Source organism: Streptomyces sp. TRM68416, assembly GCF_014596915.1.
In the GTDB taxonomy this organism is placed as follows: domain Bacteria; phylum Actinomycetota; class Actinomycetes; order Streptomycetales; family Streptomycetaceae; genus Streptomyces.
This window is the reverse complement of sequence record NZ_JACVWU010000008.1, coordinates 41089-64656: the sequence shown is the minus strand read 5'-3', so window position 1 is coordinate 64656 and position 23568 is coordinate 41089. Positions and strand designations below refer to the sequence as shown.

The following is a 23568-nucleotide window of genomic DNA, read 5'->3' as shown; positions in this document are numbered from 1 at the left end:
TGCCGCAGATCTCATACAGATGTATGAGGAGCCTGGGGAAATGAGGGAGAATGCCCGTGTGACGCCGGAATACAAGGGTGACTACCAGGAGCTGGTCGACGAGATCTCGGAGCTGCTGGGCGCACCGGCCACGCTGGAGAGCCGGGACTTCGAGCTGATCGCCTTCGGCGCGTACGACAGCGAGGGCGAGCTGGACGCGTCGGCGCTGGACCCCGTGCGCACCCGGTCGATCCTGACCCGCCGCTCCACCGCCGCCGTGCGTACCTGGTTCGAGGGCTTCGGCATCACCCGCGCGACCGGTCCCGTCCGCATCCCGCCCACCCCGACGGCCGGGGTCTACCGCGGCCGCATCTGCCTGCCGGTACGCCATCGGGGTGTCGTCCTCGGCTACGTCTGGCTCCTGGACGACGATCCGGGCCCCACCGACCGCCAGCTGGCCGCCGCCATGGACGTCACCGCGCGGATCGGCGCGCTGCTCGCGGACGAGGCACAGCACGGCGCCGACCTGACCCGGGAGCTGCGGGCCGTGCTCACCGCCGAGCGGGACTGGCAGCGGGACATGGCCGTCGCCGAGCTGCGTACCGCCCTCGGCCCGCGCGCCGACTCCCTGCACACGGTGGTGTGCGTGGCCCCCTGGCCGTCGGCGGACCCGGACGACGCGCCCTCGGTCCGTACGGTGCCGCACGCGACCGCCCTGTGCACGGTGCCGTGGGGGACGACGACCCAGTGCCTGGCCCTGCTGCTGCGGCTGCGCTCGGCGGACTCCCTGACCCCAGCGACGACCGCGGCGGGCCGGCTGCTGGAGCGGGCGGCCCGGGACAGCGGGGCGGGCACCGCGTCGGGGCGAACCGGCCGGGTGGAGCCAGCGGCGGGCACCGCGGCGGGGCGAACCGGCCCGGCGGAGCCGGCGGCGGGCATCACGGCGGGGCGAACCGGCCCGGCGGAGCCGGCGGCGGGCATCGCGGCGGCGCGGACCGGCCCGGTGGAGGTGGCTGCGGGCATCGCCGTGGCGCGGACCGGCCTCGCGGAGCTGGGGGCGGCCTGGCAGGAGGCGTCGGCGGCGGCGCGCGCGGCCCTCGCGGAGCCCCGGTTCGGTCCCGTCGCGGAGTGGGCCCGCATCGGCCCGTACCGCCTGCTGACGGCCCTCCCCCCGAAGGCCGCCCACGACCCGGTGGTGGCCCCGCTCCTCTCCCCCGCCCACCGCGAACTCGCCCGCACCGCCGAGACCTACCTCGACTGCGCCGGCCAGGCCGCCCGCACCGCCGCCGAACTCGGCATCCACCGCCAGACCCTCTACTACCGCCTCTCCCGCGTCGAGCAGCTCACCGGCCTCGACCTGGACGACGGCGAGGACCGGCTGCTGCTGCACATGGCACTGAAGGGGGCGCGGCTGTAGACGCGGCCGTTACGGGAGCTTCCAGAGCTCGATGTCGGTGGTTCTCTCGCTGTTGGGTGCCATTGCCTCAGAGGTGGCCAGGGTCCTGCCGTCCGGACTGAGCGCCAGCCAGTAGCGCGTGCGGTCGTCGAGTACCGAGGCGCGGCCGGTGGCCACGTTCCACACCTTGAGCCCTTCCTCACCGGTACTGGCGAGGTGTCTGCCGTCGGGGCCGAATGCCACGTCGTACACGACCTCCTGAGTGAGCGCGGTGGCCCGCCCGGTGGCGGTGTCCCACAGGCTGATGCCGCCGCGGCCGAAGGCGGTCCGGTCCTTGTCGTAGAAGCCGTCGCAGCTGGCCAGCGTTCTGCCGTCGGGGCTGAAGGCCACGGCGTTGGTCACACTGGAGGCGGGGTCGCGGATGGCGGTGCCGCGGCGGCTCGAACGCTCCCACAAGCGGACTCCGGAGTCGCCGCATGCGGCGATGGAACGTCCGTCAGGGCTGAACGCCACCCCGTAGAAGACATCTTCCTGCCCTCCCTTGCGGGCCGTGCCCACGGGCCGGGGGCCCGACAGGTCCCACAGTCGGAGGTAGCCGCGGTCCGGCCCCAAGTGGCGGTTCGAGCCGCACACCACGAGCGTCCTGCCGTCGGGACTGAACGCCAGCGAGGTCGTATGGGTCCAGTCGCCGTAGCCGTAGCCCCAGTCACGGTCGAGGGTGGCCTTGACACGTCCGGTGGCCATGTTCCACAAGGTGACGCTGTCGGAACCGGCGCTGCCGACCGCCAGCGTCCTGCCGTCGGGGCTGAACGCCAGCGCCCTGGGCAGGAAGTCCGAACCGCCCTTGGTCAGGGTGGAGAGCCGGCGGGTCGCCACGTCCCACAGCTGGATGCAGCCGCTGTCACCGATGGCCTCCGGACCCGCGTCCTCCTCGTCCTTCTTGTCCGTCGCGCGTCTGAAGCTGGCGGCGGCGACGGTCCTGCCGTCAGGGCTGAAAGCCGCCACTACGGTGGGGACCGCGCCCTTGAGGAGGCCCGCGGTGGGTTCCTTCGGTGCCGCCGCCCCCTCGTCGCGCCGCTTGGCCGGTTCCTTGCGGTCCCTGGGCCAGAACGCCATGGCGGAGACGGCTGCCGAGGCCGCGGCAACGCCGCCGAGCAGGACGATGCGCCGCGCCGGTCGACGGGGCCCTTCCGGTTCCCCCGGTCCCGGCGGGACAGCCGGTTCCGGTGCTGCCGGCGGGACGGCCGGTGCGGGTGCCCGGGGTGCGGCTCCCACCTCCGTGCGGGTGCGGGAGGAAAGCCCGGTGCGCCGCAGGAGTTCGGCGATGTCCGGTCGCCGCGCGGGGTCCTTGGCCAGGCAGGCCGCGATCAGCTCGCGCGGCGGGTCGGCAAGGCCGTCCAGACGCGGAGGTTCCTCAAGGATCCGCCGTACGATCGCGGGGATGTTCGGGGCGTCGAAGGGGCCATGGCCACGGGCGGCGAAGGCGAGCACACAGCCGAGCGAGAACACGTCGCTCGCCGGCCCGACCGTCTCCCCGCGTACCTGTTCCGGGGACATGAACGCGTACGTACCGACAGGTGCGCCCGTGGCGGTCAGGGCGGAGGCGTTGCCCACCTGGGCGATGCCGAAGTCGATGATGCGCGGTCCGTCGTCCGCCATGATCACGTTGCTGGGTTTCAGGTCACGGTGGACGAGACCGCACGCGTGGATCGCGCCCAGGCCTTCGGCCAGGCCCGCGCCCAACTCCACCACCGCCCGGGGGTCGAGCGGACCTGCGCCGCACACCACGTCCTGCAAGGAGGGCCCGCTGATATACGCGGTCGCCATCCATGGCGCCTCGGCATCCGGGTCGGCGTCGATCACCTGCGCGGTGTGGAAGCCACCCACACGCCGGGCGGCCCCCACCTCCAAGGCGAAGCGCTCGCGGAACCGCGGGTCGCGGGCGTAGTCGGGGCGGATCAGCTTGACCGCGACCTTGCGCCCGCCGCCCGGGGAGAGCGCAAGGAAAACCTGGCCCATGCCGCCTGAGCCAAGTCTGGCTTTCAGACGGTACGGGCCGATCCGGCGAGGGTCACCGGCTCGCAGGGGGTCCATCCCTACCCGCCCATCGTCGAGGAGATCGGCCGCTCGCATTGTTACAGGCAACATCGTTTCCTCGTCGAGCACTTCGCAATCTTCGAGCAGCCGGACGCGGGTGAACGGCGCGCTCGACCCGGGCGGGCGCCACAGGGCGATGCCTTGTGCGCCGCCCCCGCCGCGCGGCGAGCCCGGCCGCTGTCGCCGGTTCCTCGCCATCCGCCACCATCACGCACGTCCACGGCCCGCCCCCCGCCCTTCCCGCGCGCCCCCGCGATCCCTACGATCCGCGCCATGGAGCTGGAGCTTCGGCACCTCAGAGTGCTGTGTGCGATCGCCGACGCCGGGGCCATCGGGCGGGCCGCGGCGGGGCTCGGGTATTCGCAGCCTGCGTTGAGTGCCCAACTCCGGCGGCTGGAGAGGCACTTCGGGAGGCGGCTGTTCGAGCGCGGGGCCTCGGGCGTGGAGCTGACGGCGTACGGCGCGGAGGTGCTGCAGCAGGCGCGGGACGTGCTGGAGCGGGCGGCGGCGATCGGGCGGTGTCCGGCCGGGGACGGTCCGCCCGTGCGGCGGTCGTTGCGGGTGGCCGCGACCAACTCGCCGGTGCTGCCGGGCATGCTGGCCCGGCTGCGCGGCCGCCGGCCCGATCTCGCGCTCACGGTGAGCAGCGTGTACGCCACCTCGGCGATCGTCGACCTGCTGGAGGCGGGCGAGGTCGACGCGGGGATCGCCGCCGACTATCCCGGGCGGGAGCTGCGGCATTCGGCGGCCGTGGCGCACCGCGGCATCGCCACCGAGCCGTCGTTCGTCGCGCTCCCGGCCGGGCACCGGCTGCGGCGGGAGCCGGAGGTGACGCTCGCCGACCTGGCGGACGACGCGTGGTTCCTGACGCCGGACGACGGGGCGGGCTGGCCGGGGGTGTTCTACGAGGCATGCGGGGCGGCCGGGTTCTCCCCGTCCCACGTGCACGAATTCCTGGGTGATCCGCAGCAGTTGCAGCACATGATCGCCGACGGGGTGGGCGTCTCCGTCGTCCAGGCGACGCTCCGCCCGGCCCCCGGGGTCCTCGTCAAACCGCTCGCCGGTACGCCGCTGTGGTGCCGCTATGTGCTGGCCTGGCGGCGCGACGGCCCGGCGGACGCGGCGGCGGAGGCGCTGCTGTCGTGTGCGGTGGGGGCGCATCGGGCGTTGATCGGGCAGTCGGAGCATTTTCGGGCCTGGGTCACGCGCTGAGCGTCTGCCAGGTCCTGTCGTCTGGCGGCTGCGGCAGCGTTGTGGCTGATCGCGCCCGCGCGGCGGAGCCGCATATCGGGTACAGCCCCGCGCCCCTTTGGGGCGCGTTATGCCGTCCCATCCCCAAGTGCTATGTCACACCTTATTGTTCACCCCGTCCCGCCCTGCCAAGGTGCACTCGCGCCTCCTCACCAGTCCCGAGGCGCAGCCCCCACGAAGGAGCGCGGATGCGTTATCGCTTCACCCTGCCCAGATGTGTCGTCGGCGGTCTCGCCGCCTTCGTCACCGCGGCCGGACTCCTGGCGACCCCGGCGACGGCCGCACCGGCACCGACCGCACCCGCACCGGAGGCCGCCGCGCAACCCGCGGCGGCCTCCGGCCCGCGCCCGGCACCCCGGGCCGGTACGCCGACCGTCCCCGAGGAGCACGCCGCCCGGCAGACCCGCCCGCTCTCCCCGGACCGCTTCCAGCCGCTCGACGCACCCCGGCGGACCCTGCGCCTGGCCGCCCAGGCCTGCGACCCGGCGGACTTCGCCACCGGCAGCGGGGCGGAGCTGGTGGCGGCGGTCCGCGCCGCGAGCACCGGCTGCGTCAACACGCTGTTCGGCGTGAGCGGTGCGACCGCGCGCGACATCTTCCGGGAGGACCGGATGGTCGCCGTGGCCAAGGCGTTCGCCGGTACGGCGGCGGCCTACCCCGGCGACAACTCGACCTCTGCCCGGCAGCTCGTGCTGTTCCTGCGGGCGGGCTACTACGTGCAGTTCAACCACCCCGAGGACGTGGGGAGTTACGGCCCCGCCCTGGCCTCCGCCACCCGGCGCGGCCTGGACGTCTTCTTCGCCAACCGGCATTCCAGGGACGTCAGTTCCGGCAACGGCGACATCCTCGCCGAGGCGGTCGTCCTCACCGACAGCGCCGATCAGCAGGCCCGCTATCTGCGCGTGTACCGGCGGATCCTCTCCGGCTACAACAGCTCCTACGACGCGATCCCGGGCATGCTCGGAGCCGTCAACTCCGTTCACACACCGCTGTGGCGGGGCAACTGGAACCCCGCCTACGTCCGCGCGGTCGCGGCCGACCCCGCCGTACTCGACTCGCTGTTCCGCTTCGCGCTTCGGCACCGCGGAATGCTGGGCGGCGAGCGGTCCTACCTGGTCTCCAACGCGGGCATGACCCTGACCCGGCACGTCGAGCACCCGGCGCTGCGGGCGACGGTCCGGCCGTACGTCCGCGCGCTGTTGAAGGCGTCCCGCATCACCGGCCGCACCGCGCCGCTGTGGGTCGCGGTGGCCTCCCAGGCGGAGTACTACGACAAGGAGCGCTGCTCCTGGTACGGGGTGTGCGGTCTGCGCGCCAAGCTCCTGAAGGCGGCGCTGCCCGTCTCCCACCCCTGCGACGCCACGCACACCGTCAGGGCGCAGGCGCTGACCGCCGAGCAGTTGGCCGCCACCTGCGCGGACGTGCAGGGCCAGGAGCCGTACTTCCGCAGCGTGGTCAAGAGCGAGGGGCCGATCCCGGGCCAGTACGCATCCACCCTGGATCTGGTGGTGTTCGCCAGCCGGACCGACTACCAGACCTACGCCGGCACGATCTTCGGCATTGACACGAACAACGGCGGCATGACCCTCGTGGGGGACCCGTCGGACCCGGCCAACAAGCCGCTGGCGATCATGTACCAGAAGGAGCAGGACAACGGCTTCACGGCCCGGATCTGGAACCTCAACCACGAGTACACGCACTACCTCGACGCCCGTGAGGACATGAAGGGCGACTTCGGGCAGCAGATCTCGGTGCCGACCGTGTGGTGGATCGAGGGCATCGCCGAGTACGTCTCCTACAGCTACCGGGGCCTGAGCTACCCGCAGGCGATCGCCGAGGCCGGGAAGCACACGTACAGGCTGAGCACCCTCTTCCAGAACACGTACGGGAACAGTGACGTGACGCGCACCTACGCGTGGGGCTATCTCGCGGCGCGCTACATGCTCGAACGGCACCCCGAGGACGTGGCCGACGTGCTCGCGCACTTCCGGACCGGCGACTACCGGGGCGGGTACGCCGTCTACACGGACCGCATCGGCACGGCGTACGACGCCGACTTCGACGCCTGGCTCACCGACTGCGCCGCGGGCGCGTGCGAGCGGCCGGCGGCCTGACGGCGGGGGGCGCCGCGGGGCACGAACCGAGTATTGAAAACGATTGTCATCGTGCTACGGTCGTTTCACGCTTAACCTTTGACCTGGCCATTACTCGGAGTGTCCCGTGCGCGTCCCCACCCGCTTCCTCTCCCTCACCGCGGCCGCCGCGGCATCCGCTCTGCTCACCGGCTGCTTCGCCACGACCGAGACCGCCGAGGACGGCGACGGGCAGCGCATACGCGTCGCGATGATGCTGCCCCCGAGGTCCGGCCTCTCCCCGCTCTCCGACGACGCGTTCAAGCTGTCGCGCTGGTCCACCGCCGAGACGCTGGTGAAGCTGGACGAGGAAGGGGACGCCCAGCCCGCGCTCGCGACCGAATGGAAGCAGTCCGGCAAGAGCTGGACCTTCACCATCCGCGACGGCGTCACCTTCCACGACGGCACGGACCTCACCCCCGAGGCCGTCGTACGGTCGCTCACCACCGCCGCCACCGCCTCCCCCAAGCCCCGCATCCTCGACGGCGTGGAGCTGACCGCCAAGGCCGACGGCGACGCCCGCGTCACCGTCACCACCGCCACCGTCGACCCGCTGGTCCCGCAGCGCCTCAGCTCGCCGCAGCTGTCGATCCTGGCCGCCAAGGCGTACCAGGGGAAGACGGTCAACCCGGTCGGCGCCGGCACCGGCCCCTTCGAGCTGACCAAGGTCAACGGCACCGCCTCCGCCACCCTCGACCGCTACGACGACTACTGGGGCGGCAAGGCCAAGGCCCCCGGCATCGACGCGAAGTTCGTCCCCGACGGCACCGCACGCGCCGCCGCCCTGCGCAGCGGCGAGGCCGACATCGTCGAGGCGATCCCGGTCTCGCAGGCCGCCGTCCTCGACCAGGACCTGATCACCGAGGTGCCGATGCCGCGCACCAACACCCTCTACCTCAACACCGCCAAGGGCCCCTTCAAGGACGCCTCCCTGCGCTCCGCCGCCCGCGCGGCCATCGACGCGAAGGCGCTCGTCGACGGCGTGTACGAGGGCCGCGCCGACGTCGCCGAGGGGCTGCTGGGGCCCGCGCTGCCGTGGGCCTCCGCACTGCGCTCGCCCGTCAAGCGCGCCGAGGCGGGCAAGCCGGACGGCGAGACGATCACCATCGGCACGTACACCGACCGGGGCGAGATGCCCGAGGTCGCGGCCACGCTGCAACAGCAGCTGCAGAAGGCCGGGTTCAAGGTGAAGCTGGACGTCCGCGAGTACGCGAACATCGAATCCGACGCCCTCGCCGGCAAGTTCGACGCGTTCGTCCTCTCCCGGGCCACCGTCCTCGACTCCGGCGACCCGGCCGCGTACCTCTACAGCGACTTCGCCGGCGACGGCACCTTCAACCTCTCGCAGTTCTCCGACAAGAAGGCCGACGCGGCCCTGAAGAAGGCCTCCGAGGCGGCGGTCGGCGACACGCGCCGCAAGGCGATCATCGCGGCCGAGGCCGCCGTGCTCGCCCAGGACGCGGCCGTCCCGCTGCTCCACGAGCGCGTGATCCAGGGCGACGCCGCCGGTGTGGTGGGCGCCGCGCACGACCCGCGCGAGCGTGAACTGGTCACCATCGACACCCACGTCAAGTGAGGCCAACCGCCGCCGGATTGACCCGGCTGCTGAGCCTGCTCGCGGTCGTCGCCGTCGTCGGTCTGCTGCCCTGGCTCTCCCGCCGGGACCCGGCCCTGACCGTACTGCGCGCCCGGTCGGCGGAGCAGGAGCCGACCGAGGAGGCCCTGTCCGCCATCCGCGAGGACCTCGGTCTCGACGCCGGCCCCCTTTCCCTGCTGGGCAATTGGGCCGCGGATCTGCTGCGCGGCGACTTCGGCACCTCCTGGGTGTCGGGGTACGACGTCCTGCCCTCCGTCACCGCCGGGCTCCAGGTGTCGCTGGCCCTGATGGGCTCGGCGCTCGGAGTGGCGGTGCTGCTGGCCGCGGCGCTGGTGGCGCCGGTGCTGGTGCGCGGGCGCGGGTCGGCCGGCGCCTTCCCCGCGATGCTGGCCGCCGTACCGGAGTTCCTGCTGGCCACCGTCGTCCTGCTGGTGTTCGGGGTGTGGCTGGGCTGGCTGCCGACGTCCGGCTGGGAGGGACCCGCGTACCTGGTGCTGCCCGCCCTCGCCCTCGGTGTCCCCGCGGGCGGACTGCTCGGGCGGCTGGTCGCGGACGCGCTGCCCGCCGTGCTCGACGAGCGCTGGGTGGAGCTGTGGCGGGGCGCGGGAGTACGCCGTACGACGATCTCGGCGGCCGCCCTCAAGCGCGTACTGCCCCCGCTGGTACCGCAGTTGGGGATGGTCGCCGTCGGTCTGACCGGCGGCGCGGTGGCCGTGGAGCTGGTGTTCGCGGTGCCCGGCATCGGACGCACGGCCCTCGGCGCGGCCCGGTCGCAGGACCTGCCGCTGCTCCAGGGCTCGGTGCTCGCCCTGCTGCTGCTCGGGCTGGTCGCGGGCGCGACGGCGGCGTTCGCGCGGCGCCGGCTGCTCGGCCCCGCCCTGCGGGACGCCGGCCTGACACTCCCCCAGGCTCGGCCGGTACGCACCCATCCGACGATCCCGCTGGCCCTGTTCGCCGTCCTCGCCGTGACGATCGGCTGGGGTCTGCTGCGCGACCCGTACACCGTGGACACGACCATCCGTCTGGCCGCGCCCTCCTGGGCACACCCGCTCGGCACCGACGCCCTCGGCCGCGATGTGCTGGCCCGGCTCGGCCACGGTGCCGCCACCACGGTCGGCACGGCCGCCGTCATCTGCCTGGTCTCCCTGCTGACGGCCCTCGCGCTGGGCTTCCTGCCCGGCGTCGCCGGCGGCGCCGCGGACATCGCCAACGCCCTGCCCCCGGTGATCGTCGGCATCCTGGTCGCGGCGGCGGCCGGTCCCGGCACGGGCGGCGCGGCCCTCGCGGTCGCCCTGATCTCCTGGCCGGCCCTGTCCGCGCACGCGGCGGCACTCGTGCAGGAGGTACGGGCGTCGGCGTTCCTGACCGCCCAGCGGGCCATCGGCGCGACCCCCTGGTGGATCCTCACCCGGCACGTCCTGCCGTCGGTCGCCGCGCCCGTCGCCCGCCACGCCCTCCTGCGCCTGCCCGGCATCGCCCTCGCCCTCGCCTCCCTCGGCTTCCTCGGCCTCGGCGCCCAGCCCCCCACCCCCGAATGGGGCCTCCTCCTCGACGAGTCCCGCGCCTACGTGGAACGCGCCCCCTGGGCCGGCCTCGCCCCCGCGGTCGCCCTCGCCCTCCTGGCAGGCCTGGCGGTGTCCGGGGCTTCGTACGCCCAGGGAAGAACGGCACGACGCACATCCCGTACCGCCAGGGCCGCGACAACCGCGAAGCACCTCAAGAAGGAGGCCCCCGTTGAGGACTGACGAACCGGCGTCCAGCACGGCGGAGCCCGAGGCCGGCGGACCGGGCGCGGACGAGGTGCTGCTCTCCGTGCGCGACCTGCGGATCTCCTTCGGCGGTGTCGAGGTCGTCCGCGGGGTGTCCTTCGACGTCCGGGCGCGTGAAGTGCTCGCGCTCGTCGGTGAGTCGGGGGCGGGCAAGTCTCTGACGGCTCGGGCGTTGCTGGGGATGCTGCCGGGCGGGGTGAGTGTGAGCGGCACCGTGCGTCCGGACCTCTCGGGCGAGCGGGGGCGGCGGATCGCTCTCGTACCCCAGGACGCGCTGTCCGCCCTCTCACCCGTGCACCGCGTGGGCGACCAACTCGCCGCCGCCGTACGGTCCGTGGCCCGCGTCACCCGCAAGGAGGCCCGGGCACGGGCGGTTGCCGCGCTCGACCGCGTGGGCATCCCGGACGCCGCGCGCAAGGCCCGGGCCTACCCGCACGAGTTCTCCGGCGGGATGCGGCAGCGCGCGGTCATCGCGATGGCGACGATCAACGACCCGGAGATCCTGGTCGCGGACGAACCCACCACCGCCCTGGACGAGGAACGCCGGGACCAGGTGCTCGGCGTGCTCGCCGAGCAGCGCGAGGCCGTGGGGGCGGCGCTGGTCCTGGTCACGCACGATCTGGACGTCGTACAGGAGCATGCGGACCGCGCGCTGGTCATGTACGCCGGACGTCTGACCGAACTCGGCCCGGCCCGGCGCGTGTTGGAACGGCCACTGGCCCCCTACACGGCGGGCCTGCTCGCCGCGCTCCCGCAGCACGCCCGCGGGCGCCGCCTGCCCACCTTCCCCGGCACTCCCCCGGCCCCGGACGCCCTCCCGCCGGGCTGCGCCTTCGCCCCGCGCTGCCGCCTCGCCACGGACGTCTGCCATCGCGAGGAACCGGAACCGCAGCAGGCCGACGGGCGGCTGGTCTCCTGCCATCACTGGGAGAAAGTGTGAGCACACCCCTTCTCGACGTCCGCGACCTGGTCGTCCGCCACGGCACGGTCACCGCGGTGGACCGCGTGTCCTTCGCGCTCCACCCCGGCGAGACCCTCGCCCTCAACGGCCCTTCGGGCTGCGGCAAGTCCTCCACGGCCCTCGCCGTGCTCCAGCTGCGCCGCCCGGACGCCGGTGAAGTGCACTTCGAGGGAAGGGAGTTGACCTCCCTGACGGAACGCGAACTGCGTCCGCTCCGCCCCCGGATGCAACCCGTCTTCCAGGACCCGTACGGCTCCCTCAGCCCCCGTCACCGCATCCGCGACGCCATCGCGGAGCCGCTGAAGGTGCACGGCCGCTGGACGCCCTCCGACGGCCCCGCCCGGGTCGCCGACCTCCTCGACCGGGTCGGCCTGGACGCGTCGTACGGCGACCGCTTCCCGCACGAACTCTCCGGCGGCCAGTGCCAGCGCGTCGGCATCGCCCGCGCGCTGGCATCGGATCCGCGCCTGCTCGTCCTGGACGAACCGGTCTCCGCGCTCGACCCCTCGGTCCGGGCCGGTGTCCTGAACCTCCTCGCCGACCTCCAGGACGACCTGGGCCTCGGCTACCTGTTCATCTGCCACGACCGGGCCGTCGTACGGCACTTCGCGGACCGGGTGCTCCAGATGCGGGACGGGCGGCTGGTGGGGTGAGGGGGCGTCACGCCTTCGCCGCCGGCCGGCGCAGCAGCCACGCGCAGGCCGCCCAGGTCACGGCCGCGCAGGCGAGGCAGCCCTGCAGCGCGGTACCGTCCCCCGCGCTCTCCAGCGCGGTGACGGCGGCCACCCCCGGTGCGCTACCCGCCTGCTGACAGGTGGTCAGCAGTCCGGAGGCGGCGCCCTGGTCGCGGGCCGACGCGGCCGACGCGACGAGCAGCGCCGCCGCCGGACAGGCGAGGGCGATAGCGGAGCCCACCAGCAGGGCGGCGGGCAGCAGAGCGACGACGTACGGCCCGGACGGTGCGGCGATGTAGAGCAGTTGGCCCAGGGTGAGGACGCCGAGGCCGATCAGCGGGCGGGCGGCCGTCCGCCAGGCGGGCCGCGGCGGTCGCGGCGACCTCCGGGACCGGGCCGGAGCCGACCCGGCCGACGGCGTACACGGTGGTGACCAGCCCGGCGATCAGCAGGACGGGCTGCGCCCAGCCGGTGCGCCCGCCGTCGCCGCCCGGCCCGCCGTCGCCGCCCGGTGCGGTGTCGCCGTCGGCGGGCAGGTGCCGGGCCGCGAGGAGGACGAGCAGGCTGAGCGGCACGTACAGCAGGAAGGCCCCGCGCCATCCGGTGGCCGCGGTCAGCAGGCCGCCCAGGACCACACCGAGCGAGAAGCCGGCCGCGCCCACCGCGCTGAGGACGCCGAGCGCGCGGTTGCGGGCCGGGCCGCCGGGAACCCGGTCACGATGAGTGCGACCGCCGCCGGGGCCGTGGCCGCCGCGCCCAGGCCCTGCACCGCCCGGGCCGCGACGAGCAGGAGCGACTCCTGCGCCGGCGCGGCGGCCAGTGAGCCCGCGCCGAAGAGGGCGACGCCGGTGCAGAACATCCGGCACCTGCCCCAGCGGTCGGCGAATCGGCCGCCGGCGGGCAGGAACCCGGCGTAGGCGGCGAGGAAGACGCTCGCCACGAGCTGGAGCCGGTCGTCGGTCAGCGCCAGGTCGCCCTGGATGTCGGCGAGTTGGATGCTGATGCCGGACGACGGGGGTCCTGGCCGCGGAGGCCTGCTGGGTCGCCGCCACCGTACGCACCCGGCTCGGCCAGTACGACAGGGCGGCCGAACTGCTCCAGCAGGCCCTCGCCGCGCTCGACAGCCACGAGGACCTGACCCTGTGGCTGCGGCTGCGGCTCGCGGCGGCTTCACTGGCGCTGCAGACCACTCCGCCGCGCATCGACGACGCCACCGCCTACCTCGACGCGGTGGAGTCGGCCGTCGACCTGGTCGGCTCCCCCTTGCACCGCCACGAGTTCCTCTTGCTGCGCGCCCAACTCCACTACCGCCAGGGCGACCTGGCCACCGCCGAGAAATTGTGCGGCCACGCCGAGGAGGGCGCGGCCCTGCTCTCCTACCGCGACCGCGTCCGCCTGGAGACCCTCCGCGGCCTGCTCGACGCCCGCACCGGCATCCCCGACACCCTGCAACGACTGCGGACCCTCGCCACCACGATCCGGGGCGCCGGCGCCCCGGACCTGGCCGCCGAGGTCTGGCGCGCCGCGGCGGAGGGGGCGGCGGCCCAGGAATAAGGCCGAGGCCGCGCCCTCACGTGGCCCTGATCGTCCAGCGCGTCCCGGCGGACGGCGTGCCGCGCCGGGCACGGCGAAACGCCGGACGTGCTGATCGACTCAGCGCGTCCGGCGTTCGAGCACGGGGCCGTTCGGGCCGAGGTGGGGTCAGGGCGGCTGCCCCGGCCACGGTCACCTCGGCCTACGGCAGCCTCAGACCAGGTTCACCGCGCGGGCGGACGTCGCCCCGATCTCCGCGGCGACCTCGGCCATCACCCCGGAGGGCACCGCGTCGTCCACCGTGAGGACGGCCAGCGCCTCGCCGCCGGCGGCCGCGCGGGCGACCTGCATACCGGCGATGTTGATACCGGCCTCGCCGAGGACACGGCCGACGGTGCCGACGACACCCGGGCGGTCCTCGTAGCGCAGGACCAGCATGTGGTCGGCGAGCGCGAGGTCGACGTCGTAGTCGCCGACCGCGACGATCTTCTGCAGGTGCTTGGGGCCGGCCAGCGTGCCGGAGACCGCGACCTCCTCGCCGCCGGCGAGCGTGCCGCGCACGGTGACCACGTTGCGGTGGTCGGCCGACTCCGAGCTGGTGGTCAGCCGCACCTCGACGCCGCGCTCCTGGGCGAACAGCGGGGCGTTGACGTAGGAGACCGTCTCGTCGACGACGTCCTCGAAGACGCCCTTGAGCGCGGAGAGTTCGAGCACCTTCACGTCGTGCTGGGTGATCTCGCCGTAGACCTCGACGTCCAGGCGGACCGCGACCTCACCGGCGAGGGCGGTGAAGATGCGGCCGAGGCGTTCGGCGAGCGGCAGGCCCGGCTTGACGTCCTCGGCGATGACCCCGCCCTGGACGTTCACCGCGTCCGGGACCAGCTCGCCGGCGAGCGCGAGGCGCACCGAGCGGGCGACGGCGATACCCGCCTTCTCCTGCGCCTCGTCGGTGGAGGCACCGAGGTGCGGGGTGCAGACCACCTGGTCGAACTCGAACAGCGGGGAGTCCGTGCAGGGCTCCTTGGCGTACACGTCGAGACCGGCGCCGGCGACCCGGCCCTCCTTGAGGGCGGAGTACAGCGCCTCCTCGTCGACGATGCCACCGCGCGCGGCGTTGACGATGCGGACGCTCGGCTTGACCTTGCGCAGCGCCTCGTCGCCGATGAGGCCGACCGTCTCGGGGGTCTTGGGCAGGTGGACGGTGATGAAGTCGGAGACCTCCAGCAGCTCGTCCAGCGAGAGGACCTTGACGCCCATCTGCGCGGCCCGCGCGGGCTGGATGTAGGGGTCGTAGGCGACGACCTTCATGCCGAAGCCGGACATGCGCTGGGCGACCAGCGCGCCGATGCGGCCCAGGCCGACGACACCGAGGGTCTTCTCGGCCAGCTCGACACCCGTGTACTTGCTGCGCTTCCACTCGCCGTTCTTCAGCGCGGCGTTGGCCTGCGGGATGTGGCGGGCGGTGGCGACGAGGAGACCGCAGGCCAGCTCGGCGGCGGTGACGATGTTGGAGGTGGGCGCGTTGACGACCATCACGCCGGCCTTGGTGGCGGCGGAGACGTCGACGTTGTCCAGGCCGACGCCGGCTCGCGCGACGACCTTCAGCTTGTTCGCGGCGGCGATGGCCTCGGCGTCGACCTTGGTCGCGGAGCGGATCAGGATCGCGTCCACGTCGGCGATGGCGGGGAGCAGTTCGGCGCGGTCGGCTCCGTTGCAGTGCCGGATCTCGAAGTCCGGGCCAAGCGCGTCCACGGTCGCGGGCGACAGCTCTTCAGCGATGAGTACCACTGGCTTTTGACTGGGGTACGAGCTCACGTGAGTCCTCACATGTCCAATGCGGACGGCCGTCCCGACGGCCGCAGGCGGTGGAGGGGGCTTGCCGCGTGGAAGACGCACGACGCTGTGGGCCTGACGCGTATGTTGTGCAGCAGTGTAGTGGCGCCAGGAGCATCGTTTTGCGCCGCTGCGTAAGGATCACCCGTCCGTGGCTGGACGGGGTGGACAACGGGGCCGGAGCAGTCCGCTCCGGCCCCGTGGCCCGAGGCTTTACGCCTCCTCGTCGACCCAGCTCATCAGCTTGCGCAGCTCCTTGCCGGTGGTCTCCAGCAGGTGCTCGGAGTCGGCGTTCTTGTACTCGTTGTACTTCTTCAGGCCGCCGTGGTACTCGTCCATCCACTGCTGGGCGAAGGTGCCGTCCTGGATCTCGGCGAGGACCTTCTTCATCTCCGCCTTGGTGGCGTCGGTGATGATCCGCGGGCCGGTGACGTAGTCGCCCCACTCGGCGGTCTCGGAGATCGACCAGCGCATCTTCTCCAGGCCGCCCTCGTACATGAGGTCCACGATCAGCTTCAGCTCGTGCAGGCACTCGAAGTAGGCGATCTCCGGCTGGTAGCCCGCCTCGGTCAGCGTCTCGAAGCCGGCCTTCACCAGGGCGGCGGTGCCGCCGCACAGGACGGCCTGCTCGCCGAAGAGGTCGGTCTCGGTCTCCTCGGTGAAGGTCGTCTTGATGACGCCGGCGCGGGTGCCGCCGATGCCCTTGGCGTACGACAGGGCCAGCGCGAAGGCGTTTCCGGAGGCGTCCTGCTCGACGGCGGCGATGCACGGAACGCCGCGGCCCTCCTCGTACTGGCGGCGCACCAGGTGGCCCGGGCCCTTGGGGGCGACCATGCAGACGTCCACGCCGGCCGGGGGCTTGATGAAGCCGAAGCGGATGTTGAAGCCGTGGCCGAAGAACAGGGCGTCGCCGTCGTTCAGGTTCGGGGCGATGTGCTCCTCGTAGACCTGGGCCTGGATCGGGTCCGGGACGAGGATCATGATGACGTCGGCCTCGGCGGCGGCCTCCGACGGGGTCACCACGCGCAGGCCCTGCTCCTCGGCCTTGGCCTTGGACTTGGAGCCCTCGTGCAGACCGACGCGCACGTCGACACCCGAGTCACGGAGCGACAGCGCGTGGGCGTGGCCCTGGCTGCCGTACCCGATGACCGCGACCTTGCGGCCCTGGATGATGGACAGGTCGGCGTCGGCGTCGTAGAACAGCTCGGCCACTTTGGGTTCTCTCCTTGAGTGCAGGTGTTGCGTCCCACCGTATGACGGCGGGGGGAAGGGAAGTTCGGGGGTCTCGGTATACGGGCGGCCGAAGCCGCCCGTACGGCCTTACGCGCTGCGGTCGAGGGCGCGCAGCGAGCGGTCCGTGATGGAGCGGGCGCCGCGGCCGATCGCGATCGTGCCGGACTGCACGAGCTCCTTGATGCCGAACGGCTCCAGCATCTTCAGCATGGCCTCCAGCTTGTCGCTGGAGCCGGTGGCCTCGATGGTGACGGCCTCCGGGGAGACGTCGACGGTCTTGGCGCGGAAGAGCTGGACGATCTCGATGATCTGGGAGCGCGTCTCGTTGTCGGCGCGCACCTTCACCAGAACGAGTTCGCGCTGAACGGCCGCACCGGGCTCCAGCTCGACGATCTTCAGCACGTTGACGAGCTTGTTGAGCTGCTTGGTCACCTGCTCCAGCGGCAGGTCGTCCACGCTCACCACGATGGTGATGCGGGAGATGTCGGGGTGCTCGGTGACGCCGACCGCGAGCGAGTCGATGTTGAAGCCGCGGCGGGAGAACAGGGCGGCGATCCGGGCCAGGATGCCGGGCGTGTTCTCCACCAGGACCGAGAGCGTGTGCTTGGACATGTTCTTCTACGTCTCTCTCGCTCAGTCGTCTTCGTTGTCGCCGAAGTCGGGGCGGACGTCCCGGGCGGCCATGATCTCGTCGTTGGAGGTGCCGGCGGCGACCATCGGCCACACCATGGCGTCCTCGTGGACGATGAAGTCGATGACGACCGGGCGGTCGTTGATCGAGTTCGCCTCTTCGATGACCTTGTCGAGGTCGGCCGGGTCCTCGCAGCGGATCGCGTAACAGCCCATGGCCTCCGACAGCTTGACGAAGTCGGGGACGCGGGTGCCGGCGCTGGGCTGCTTGCCGTCGGCCTCGGGGCCGCTGTGCAGCACGGTGTTGGAGTAGCGCTGGTTGTAGAACAGGGTCTGCCACTGGCGGACCATGCCGAGGGCGCCGTTGTTGATGATGGCGACCTTGATCGGGATGTTGTTCAGGGCGCAGGTGGTGAGTTCCTGATTGGTCATCTGGAAGCAGCCGTCGCCGTCGATCGCCCAGACGGTCTGGTCCGGGGCTCCGGCCTTGGCGCCCATCGCGGCCGGGACCGCGTAGCCCATCGTGCCGGCGCCGCCGGAGTTGAGCCAGGTGGCGGGCTTGTCGTACTGGATGAAGTGGGCGGCCCACATCTGGTGCTGGCCGACGCCCGCCGCGAAGATCGTGCCCTCGGGGGCGAGTTGGCCGATGCGCTCGATGACCTGCTGCGGGGAGAGCGAGCCGTCCTCGGGCTGGTCGTAGCCGAGCGGGTAGGTCTCGCGCCACCGCTTCAGGTCGGTCCACCAGGCGCTGTAGTCCCCCTGGTGCCCCTCGCTGTACTCCTTCTGCACGGCCTGGATCAGGTCGGCGATGACCTCGCGGGCGTCACCGACGATCGGCACGTCGGCGGCACGGTTCTTGCCGATCTCCGCCGGGTCGATGTCGGCGTGCACGATCTTGGCGTACGGGGCGAAGCTGTCCAGCTTGCCGGTGACGCGGTCGTCGAAGCGGGCGCCGAGGGCGACGATCAGGTCGGCCTTCTGCAGGCCGGTGACGGCGGCCACCGAGCCGTGCATGCCAGGCATGCCCAGGTGCTGGGGGTGGGTGTCGGGGAACGCGCCGAGCGCCATCAGGGTGGTGGTGACGGGCGCGCCGGTCAGCTCGGCGAGGACCTTCAGTTCGGCGGTGGCCTGTGCCTTGAGGACGCCGCCGCCGACGTAGAGGATCGGGCGCTTGGCGGCGGTGATCAGCTTGGCGGCCTCGCGGATCTGCTTGGCGTGCGGCTTGGTGACGGGCCGGTAGCCGGGCAGGTCCATGGTGGGCGGCCAGGAGAAGGTGGTCTGCGCCTGGAGGGCGTCCTTGGCGATGTCGACCAGGACCGGGCCGGGGCGGCCGGTGGAGGCGATGTGGAACGCCTGCGCGATCACCCGGGGGATGTCCTCGGCCTTGGTGACCAGGAAGTTGTGCTTGGTGATCGGCATGGTGATGCCGACGATGTCCGCCTCCTGGAAGGCGTCCGTGCCGATCGCCTTGGAGGCGACCTGGCCGGTGATCGCGACCAGCGGGACCGAGTCCATGTGGGCGTCGGCGATCGGGGTGACCAGGTTGGTGGCGCCGGGGCCCGAGGTGGCCATGCAGACGCCGACGCGGCCGGTGGCCTGCGCGTAGCCGGTGGCGGCGTGGCCGGCGCCCTGCTCGTGCCGGACCAGGACGTGGCGGACCTTGGTGGAGTCCATCAGCGGGTCGTACGCCGGGAGGATCGCACCGCCGGGAATGCCGAATACCGTGTCGGCGCCGACCTCCTCGAGGGAGCGGATGAGGGACTTCGCACCCGTGACGTGCTCGGGCGCGGACTGCTGTCCTCCGGATCGGGGCCGCGGCTGCGGATGATGGGCCCCGGTGGCCTGCTCGGTCATCGGCATTCTCTTCTCGATGCTGAGGGTTTTTGCGAAGTTTGTGCGGTGTACGACTGCTGCCTGTGCAACAAAAAACCCCTCGTGCCGTTAGGCAAGCGAGGGGAGCGCGCCGGGAGTGGGTCGCTGAGCGGTCGAGGGCTCAGCGTCAGCCGACGCGCTTTCCAAGTACGAGAATTCGGGTGCGCATGGCACTGACCCTCCCCCCGGCACGCACCGCGTGTCAAGGTGGTGGGACGGGAGTCTCATTATGTGAGCGAAGCACGCTGCCGCCTCCGAGAATCGCGGGCACCCCGCGGGCGTACCCCGCCGTGGCGCCCCCCGCGAACGCGGGCTCCACCGGTCCGTGCGGCACCGGATAATGGCCGGAACCGAGCGCCCGGCGCAGCCGGTACTCGTCCAGCGGGCCGGAGAACGCCATGCCCTGGCCGTGGGTGCAGCCCATCGCGCGCAGCGCGACGACCTGCTCGGGCAGGTCCACGCCGTCGGCCACGGACTGCAGGCCCAGATCGGTGGCGATCCGCAGCAGCCCGCTGGTGATCTTGTACAGCCGGGCGGACTCGACGACGCCCTCGACCAGGCTGCGGTCCAGCTTGAGGATGTCGGCGGGGAGCCTGCGCAGGGCGGTGATGGCCGCGACGCCGCCGCCGAAGCCGTCCAGGGCGATCCGCACGCCCAGTCTGCGCAGGGCGCTCAGCCGCCGCTCCAGCTCGTCCAGCTGAACCCGCGGGTCGGTGTCGGACAGCTCGATCACCAGGGAGCCCGACGGCAGCCCGTACCGGGTCAGCAGCGCCTCGATCGAGCCGGGCGGCAGCGAACGGTCCAGCAGCCGCCGCGCGCCCATCCGGACCGTGACGGGGACGGCGAGCCCGGTCGCGGTGCGCTCGGCGGCCTGCTCCACGGCCTCCTCCAGCATCCAGCGGCCCAGCTCGGCGGTCTTGTCGCTGTCCTCGGCCACCCGCAGGAACTCGGCCGGGGTGAACAGCACGCCCTGCGAGGACCGCCAGCGCGCCTGGGCGGAGACCGACGTGATCCGGCCGTCCTCCAGACAGACCACCGGCTGGTGCAGCAGCGCGAACTCGCCGTCGTGCAGCGCGGCCCGCAGCCGCGTCGCCAACTCCGCCTTGCGTACGACGTCCTGCTGCATCTGCGGCTTGTACAGCTCGACGCGGCCCTTGCCGGCCGCTTTGGCGCGGTACATCGCGAGGTCGGCGTTGCGCAGCAGCTCCCCCGCGCCGAGGCCGGGTTCGGCGAAGGCGACGCCGATGGAGGCGGCGACCCGGACATCGTTGCCGTCGATGACGTACGGCTGCGACAGCGTGAGCCTCAGACGGTCGGCCAGTTCCAGGATGTGGCGTTCACGGGCGGTGCGGTCACGGGTGCCGTCCCCGACGATGAGGGCGGCGAACTCGTCACCGCCCAGTCTGGATGCGGTGTCGCCGTGCCGGACCGCCTCCTGGAGTCTGCGGGCGGCCTGGACCAGCAGTTCGTCCCCGGCCTGGTGCCCGATGGTGTCGTTGACGGCCTTGAAGCCGTCGAGGTCGATGAAGAGGACGGCCGTGCCGCGCAGGGCGGCGCCGCGGTCGGAGGCGCGTCGGCCGGACAGGGCCTGCTGGACGCGCTTGGTGAACAGGGCGCGGTTGGGCAGGTCGGTGAGCGGGTCGTGTTCGGCGTTGTGCTGGAGCTGCGCCTGCAGGCGCACCCTTTCGGTCACGTCCCGGCTGTTGAAGATGAGGCCGCCGTGGTGGCGGTTGACGGTCGACTCGACGTTCAGCCAGCCTCCGTCTCCGGAGCGGAAGCGGCACTCGATGCGCGTAGTGGGTTCCTCAAGTGGGCTGGCGGCGAGGAAGCGGCGCACTTCGTGCACCACGCAGCCCAGGTCCTCCGGGTGGATGAGGTTGGCCAGTTCCGTCCCCACCAGCTCCTCCGCGGGGCGGCCGTAGACGCCGGCGGCGGCCGGGGAGACATAGCGGAGGATGCCGCTGGGCGCGGCGATCATGATGACGTCGCTGGAGCCCTGCACCAGGGAGCGGAAGTGGTTCTCCTTCTGCGCCAGTTCCTGGGTGAGGGTGATGTTGTCGAGCAGCATGATGCCCTGGCGCACCACGAGGGCGAGGACGACGGTGCCGCCGGTGATGAGGACGACCCGGTCGACGCTGCGGCCGTTGAGGACGTTGTAGAGGATGCCCAGGGTGCAGACGGCGGCGGCGAGGTAGGGCGTGAGGGCCGCCAGGGAGCCGGCGATCGGCCGGGCCGCCGGATACCGGCTGTGATCGCCTCCCTGCACGGGCACGTGGTGGGTGCCGCTGCGGCCCGGCAGGTGCTCGCGCACCACGCGCGTGTACCCGGTGCTCTCCCGGTGCTCGGCGTCGCCGTGCCGGGAGGTGGCCCAGGGGGCGTAGGCGAGCAGCAGGGAGCCGGCGAACCAGCCCGCGTCGAGCAGTTGCCCGGAGCGGTAGTTGTTGTGCATCAGCGGTGAGGTGAACAGGGCGTCGCACATCACGGTCAGGGCCAGTGCGCCGATTGCGGTGTTCACCGCGGTGCGGTTGACCGACGAGCGCCGGAAGTGCAGTGCGAGCACCATGCTGACCAGGGCGATGTCGAGCAGCGGGTAGGCCAGCGACAGCGCGGTGTGGGCCACGCTCGACGCCCCGGTCTGGGCCGCCGTCTGGGCCAGGGCGAGGCTCCACGACAGCGTGAGCAGCGAGCCGCCGATCAGCCAGGCGTCCAGCGCGAGGCAGACCCAACCGGCCTTTGTCACAGGGCGCTTGGCGAGCACCAGCAGCCCCACGATGGCGGGCGGGGCGAAGCAGAGGAAGAAGCCGTCCGCGTAACTGGGGCTGGGCACGGGCTGCTTCAGGACGACCTCGTACCAGCCCCAGACCAGGTTGCCCAGGGCCGCCATCGCGGAGGAGAAGGCGAACAGCAGCCAGGCCGGTCGAAAGCGGATGCGGCGGCTTCGGGCGTAGAGGAAGCAGGAGACGGCGGCGGTACCGGCCGCCGCGCTCAGTCCGAAGTCACCCATGATCAGCGCGACTTGTGCCGAACCCCAGCCGAGCGCGGAGCCGACGGCGTACCCCGCGCACAGCAGGGCCAGGACGAGTTGGGGGAGCAGACCGGACCCGCCGCCCCCGAACGGCGACCGGGGCAGCAGCGCCCCCGACGAGGGCTGAGCCCGCAGCGCTCCGTGGAGCACGGTCGTGGGAGGCGACGGCGAGTTCACCGGGTCCTCCCGGTCCGCGCCGCTCCCGGGTCCCGCGGGTCCCGGTGTGCTGGGTGCGCATGCTTCCTGCGGCTGCTGTGCCGCCGGTGATGGGTGTGATGACCGTGCTGGCCGTGCTGGCCACCGTGACTGCCGTGGGGGCCGCGTCTGCGCGCTGCCCTGCGCCAGGGTCGCCGCCGGCGGCCCCGCCGCGTCGGATCGTTCGTCCATAGGCCGTGCATCGCCCGTCGCCCCCCTCACAGTCTGCAATGTCCATCCCCGGCGCCGAACGGTGCGCGGCGCAGCCCCTGTCGGGACGATACACCAGTCTCGTCACTCAGGGACATAGCTTCTCTACGCTCCGTGACGACCGACGACATGCGGGTACGCACCGCGCCCGGAAGGTTGCGGAGGGTACCCGAAGTGGGTTACGCGTCTGTTGCGTCTGCGGCTCGGGCGCTTGCGGCACCCGTCGTAAGGATCACGTTGCGCAGGGGCTCCCGGTTCACGAATCGGTTCAACTGGTCCACCAGCAGCCGCTTGGCGCGCGGCAGGAACGCGGATGTCGGTCCGCCCACGTGAGGGCTGATGAGCACACCCGGCGCATGCCACAGGGGATGACCGGGCGGCAGCGGCTCGGGGTCGGTGACGTCGAGTGCGGCGGTGATACGGCCGTTCTCCAGTTCGGCCAGGAGCGCCTTGGTGTCCACCACGGCGCCGCGGGCGACGTTGACCAGGAGCGCGCCGTCCTTCATACGGGCCAGGAAGTCGGCGCCGGCCAGGTGGTGGGTGGTTTCGGTGAGCGGCGTGGACAGGATGACGACATCCGCTTCGGGGAGCAGGGCGTGCAGCTCGGTGAACGGATGCACCGGCCCGCGCTCCGTGGTGCGCGCGGAGCGCGCGACGCGCGCCACCCGCGCACACTCGAAGGGCGCGAGCCGGTCCTCGATGGCGGCGCCGATGGAGCCGTAGCCGACGATGAGGACGTTCTTGTCGGCGAGGGAGGGGTAGAAGGCGCCCTGCCAGTGCTCCCGCTGCTGCGCCCGGACGAACTCGGGGATGCCCCGCAGCGAGGCGAGGGTCAGCGTGAGGGCGAGTTCGGCCGTGCTGGCCTCGTGCACTCCGCGCGCGTTGCACAGCGTCACGCCCGGCGCCACCACGGACAGCCGGGCCAGTACGTCGTCGACGCCCGCGGTCAGCGTCTGGATGACCCGCACGTTCCGCAGGTGCTCCAGCGGGCCGACCCGCACCGGCAGGCTCTTCATGTACGGGACGACGTACATCACGCAGTCGGCGGGGTCTCCGGGGAACGGCTGGTCACCGTCCTCGCCCCCGTCCCAGAAAAGGTAGTTGGGGCCCGCCGGGAGCCCTGCGATCTCTTCCGGCGGGATGGGGAGCCACACGTCAGCAGTCATGCCCAGGAGGCTATG

At 72.5% G+C, this 23568-nt stretch carries 16 protein-coding genes and 1 pseudogene; 8 read left to right on the top strand and 9 right to left on the bottom strand.

What is annotated here, in order from left to right:
- The first annotated feature begins 58 nt into the window (after positions 1–58).
- Entirely contained in the window at positions 59–1396 is a 1338-nt protein-coding gene (locus ICC28_RS14955; protein WP_317454020.1) for a helix-turn-helix domain-containing protein, read from the top strand.
- Between the two features lie 9 nt (positions 1397–1405).
- Here ICC28_RS14955 and ICC28_RS14950 read toward each other — a convergent pair whose 3' ends face one another.
- The gene (locus ICC28_RS14950) at positions 1406–3469 is read right to left on the bottom strand and encodes a WD40 repeat domain-containing serine/threonine protein kinase (protein WP_223188873.1); all 2064 of its coding nucleotides are present in this window, start codon (positions 3467–3469) and stop codon (positions 1406–1408) included.
- A 276-nt stretch (positions 3470–3745) separates the two neighbouring features.
- On the opposite strand from ICC28_RS14950, the gene ICC28_RS14945 reads away from it, so the two are divergent.
- The 6 genes from ICC28_RS14945 to ICC28_RS14920 all read left to right on the top strand — a co-directional run bounded on the left by ICC28_RS14945 (position 3746) and on the right by ICC28_RS14920 (position 11835).
- Positions 3746–4684: a LysR family transcriptional regulator gene (locus ICC28_RS14945; RefSeq protein WP_188289046.1), complete on the top strand. Its 939-nt coding sequence runs from the start codon at positions 3746–3748 to the stop codon at positions 4682–4684.
- 227 nt (positions 4685–4911) lie between these two features.
- Positions 4912–6837: a collagenase gene (locus tag ICC28_RS14940; protein ID WP_188289045.1), complete on the top strand. Its 1926-nt coding sequence runs from the start codon at positions 4912–4914 to the stop codon at positions 6835–6837.
- 106 nt (positions 6838–6943) lie between these two features.
- Positions 6944–8431 (top strand): ABC transporter substrate-binding protein, encoded by a 1488-nt coding sequence (locus ICC28_RS14935; RefSeq protein ID WP_188289044.1) that lies wholly within the window; start codon positions 6944–6946, stop codon positions 8429–8431.
- On the top strand, positions 8428–10197 hold the full coding sequence (locus tag ICC28_RS14930; protein ID WP_188289043.1) for an ABC transporter permease subunit: 1770 nt from the start codon (positions 8428–8430) through the stop codon (positions 10195–10197). The genes ICC28_RS14935 and ICC28_RS14930 overlap by 4 nt, the downstream gene beginning before the upstream one ends.
- Positions 10187–11161, top strand: a complete 975-nt coding sequence (locus ICC28_RS14925) for an ABC transporter ATP-binding protein (protein WP_411158594.1) — start codon at positions 10187–10189, stop codon at positions 11159–11161. Before ICC28_RS14930 ends, ICC28_RS14925 begins: the two co-directional genes overlap by 11 nt.
- Entirely contained in the window at positions 11158–11835 is a 678-nt protein-coding gene (locus tag ICC28_RS14920; protein ID WP_188289042.1) for a dipeptide/oligopeptide/nickel ABC transporter ATP-binding protein, read from the top strand. The genes ICC28_RS14925 and ICC28_RS14920 overlap by 4 nt, the downstream gene beginning before the upstream one ends.
- Positions 11836–11842: 7 nt before the next feature.
- Here the strand turns inward: ICC28_RS14920 and ICC28_RS14915 are convergent, their stop codons facing one another.
- Both ICC28_RS14915 and ICC28_RS41490 read right to left on the bottom strand, forming a co-directional pair.
- Positions 11843–12097 (bottom strand): hypothetical protein, encoded by a 255-nt coding sequence (locus ICC28_RS14915; protein WP_188289041.1) that lies wholly within the window; start codon positions 12095–12097, stop codon positions 11843–11845.
- Positions 11979–12796, bottom strand: a pseudogene (locus tag ICC28_RS41490) (MFS transporter). The gene ICC28_RS14915 and the pseudogene ICC28_RS41490 overlap by 119 nt, the downstream one beginning before the upstream one ends.
- A 290-nt stretch (positions 12797–13086) precedes the next feature.
- Between ICC28_RS41490 and ICC28_RS14905 the strand changes: the two are divergent.
- The gene (locus ICC28_RS14905) at positions 13087–13410 is read left to right on the top strand and encodes a hypothetical protein (protein ID WP_188289039.1); all 324 of its coding nucleotides are present in this window, start codon (positions 13087–13089) and stop codon (positions 13408–13410) included.
- A 192-nt stretch (positions 13411–13602) separates the two neighbouring features.
- Here ICC28_RS14905 and serA read toward each other — a convergent pair whose 3' ends face one another.
- The 6 genes from serA to ICC28_RS14875 form a co-directional block, all read right to left on the bottom strand.
- Entirely contained in the window at positions 13603–15204 is a 1602-nt protein-coding gene (gene serA / locus ICC28_RS14900) for a phosphoglycerate dehydrogenase (RefSeq protein ID WP_188289038.1), read from the bottom strand.
- A gap of 231 nt (positions 15205–15435) precedes the next feature.
- The gene (gene ilvC, locus ICC28_RS14895) at positions 15436–16434 is read right to left on the bottom strand and encodes a ketol-acid reductoisomerase (RefSeq protein ID WP_188289037.1); all 999 of its coding nucleotides are present in this window, start codon (positions 16432–16434) and stop codon (positions 15436–15438) included.
- Between the two features lie 108 nt (positions 16435–16542).
- Positions 16543–17067, bottom strand: coding sequence for an acetolactate synthase small subunit (ilvN, locus tag ICC28_RS14890; protein ID WP_188289036.1), 525 nt, complete (start codon positions 17065–17067; stop codon positions 16543–16545).
- A 21-nt stretch (positions 17068–17088) separates the two neighbouring features.
- On the bottom strand, positions 17089–18939 hold the full coding sequence (locus ICC28_RS14885; RefSeq protein ID WP_188289035.1) for an acetolactate synthase large subunit: 1851 nt from the start codon (positions 18937–18939) through the stop codon (positions 17089–17091).
- A 220-nt stretch (positions 18940–19159) separates the two neighbouring features.
- On the bottom strand, positions 19160–22159 hold the full coding sequence (locus ICC28_RS14880; RefSeq protein WP_188289034.1) for a putative bifunctional diguanylate cyclase/phosphodiesterase: 3000 nt from the start codon (positions 22157–22159) through the stop codon (positions 19160–19162).
- 407 nt (positions 22160–22566) lie between these two features.
- Positions 22567–23553 (bottom strand): 2-hydroxyacid dehydrogenase, encoded by a 987-nt coding sequence (locus ICC28_RS14875; RefSeq protein WP_188289033.1) that lies wholly within the window; start codon positions 23551–23553, stop codon positions 22567–22569.
- Positions 23554–23568 lie beyond the last annotated feature (15 nt).

What these genes read in the sequence shown, in the direction of transcription:
- ICC28_RS14950 (WP_223188873.1), bottom strand. Translation starts at nt 3,469, where the DNA reads ATGGACCCCCTGCGAGCCGGTGACCCTCGCCGGATCGGCCCGTACCGT.
- ICC28_RS14945 (WP_188289046.1), top strand. Translation starts at nt 3,746, where the DNA reads ATGGAGCTGGAGCTTCGGCACCTCAGAGTGCTGTGTGCGATCGCCGAC.
- ICC28_RS14940 (WP_188289045.1), top strand. Translation starts at nt 4,912, where the DNA reads ATGCGTTATCGCTTCACCCTGCCCAGATGTGTCGTCGGCGGTCTCGCC.
- ilvN (WP_188289036.1), bottom strand. Translation starts at nt 17,067, where the DNA reads ATGTCCAAGCACACGCTCTCGGTCCTGGTGGAGAACACGCCCGGCATC.
- ICC28_RS14885 (WP_188289035.1), bottom strand. Translation starts at nt 18,939, where the DNA reads ATGACCGAGCAGGCCACCGGGGCCCATCATCCGCAGCCGCGGCCCCGA.
- ICC28_RS14875 (WP_188289033.1), bottom strand. Translation starts at nt 23,553, where the DNA reads ATGACTGCTGACGTGTGGCTCCCCATCCCGCCGGAAGAGATCGCAGGG.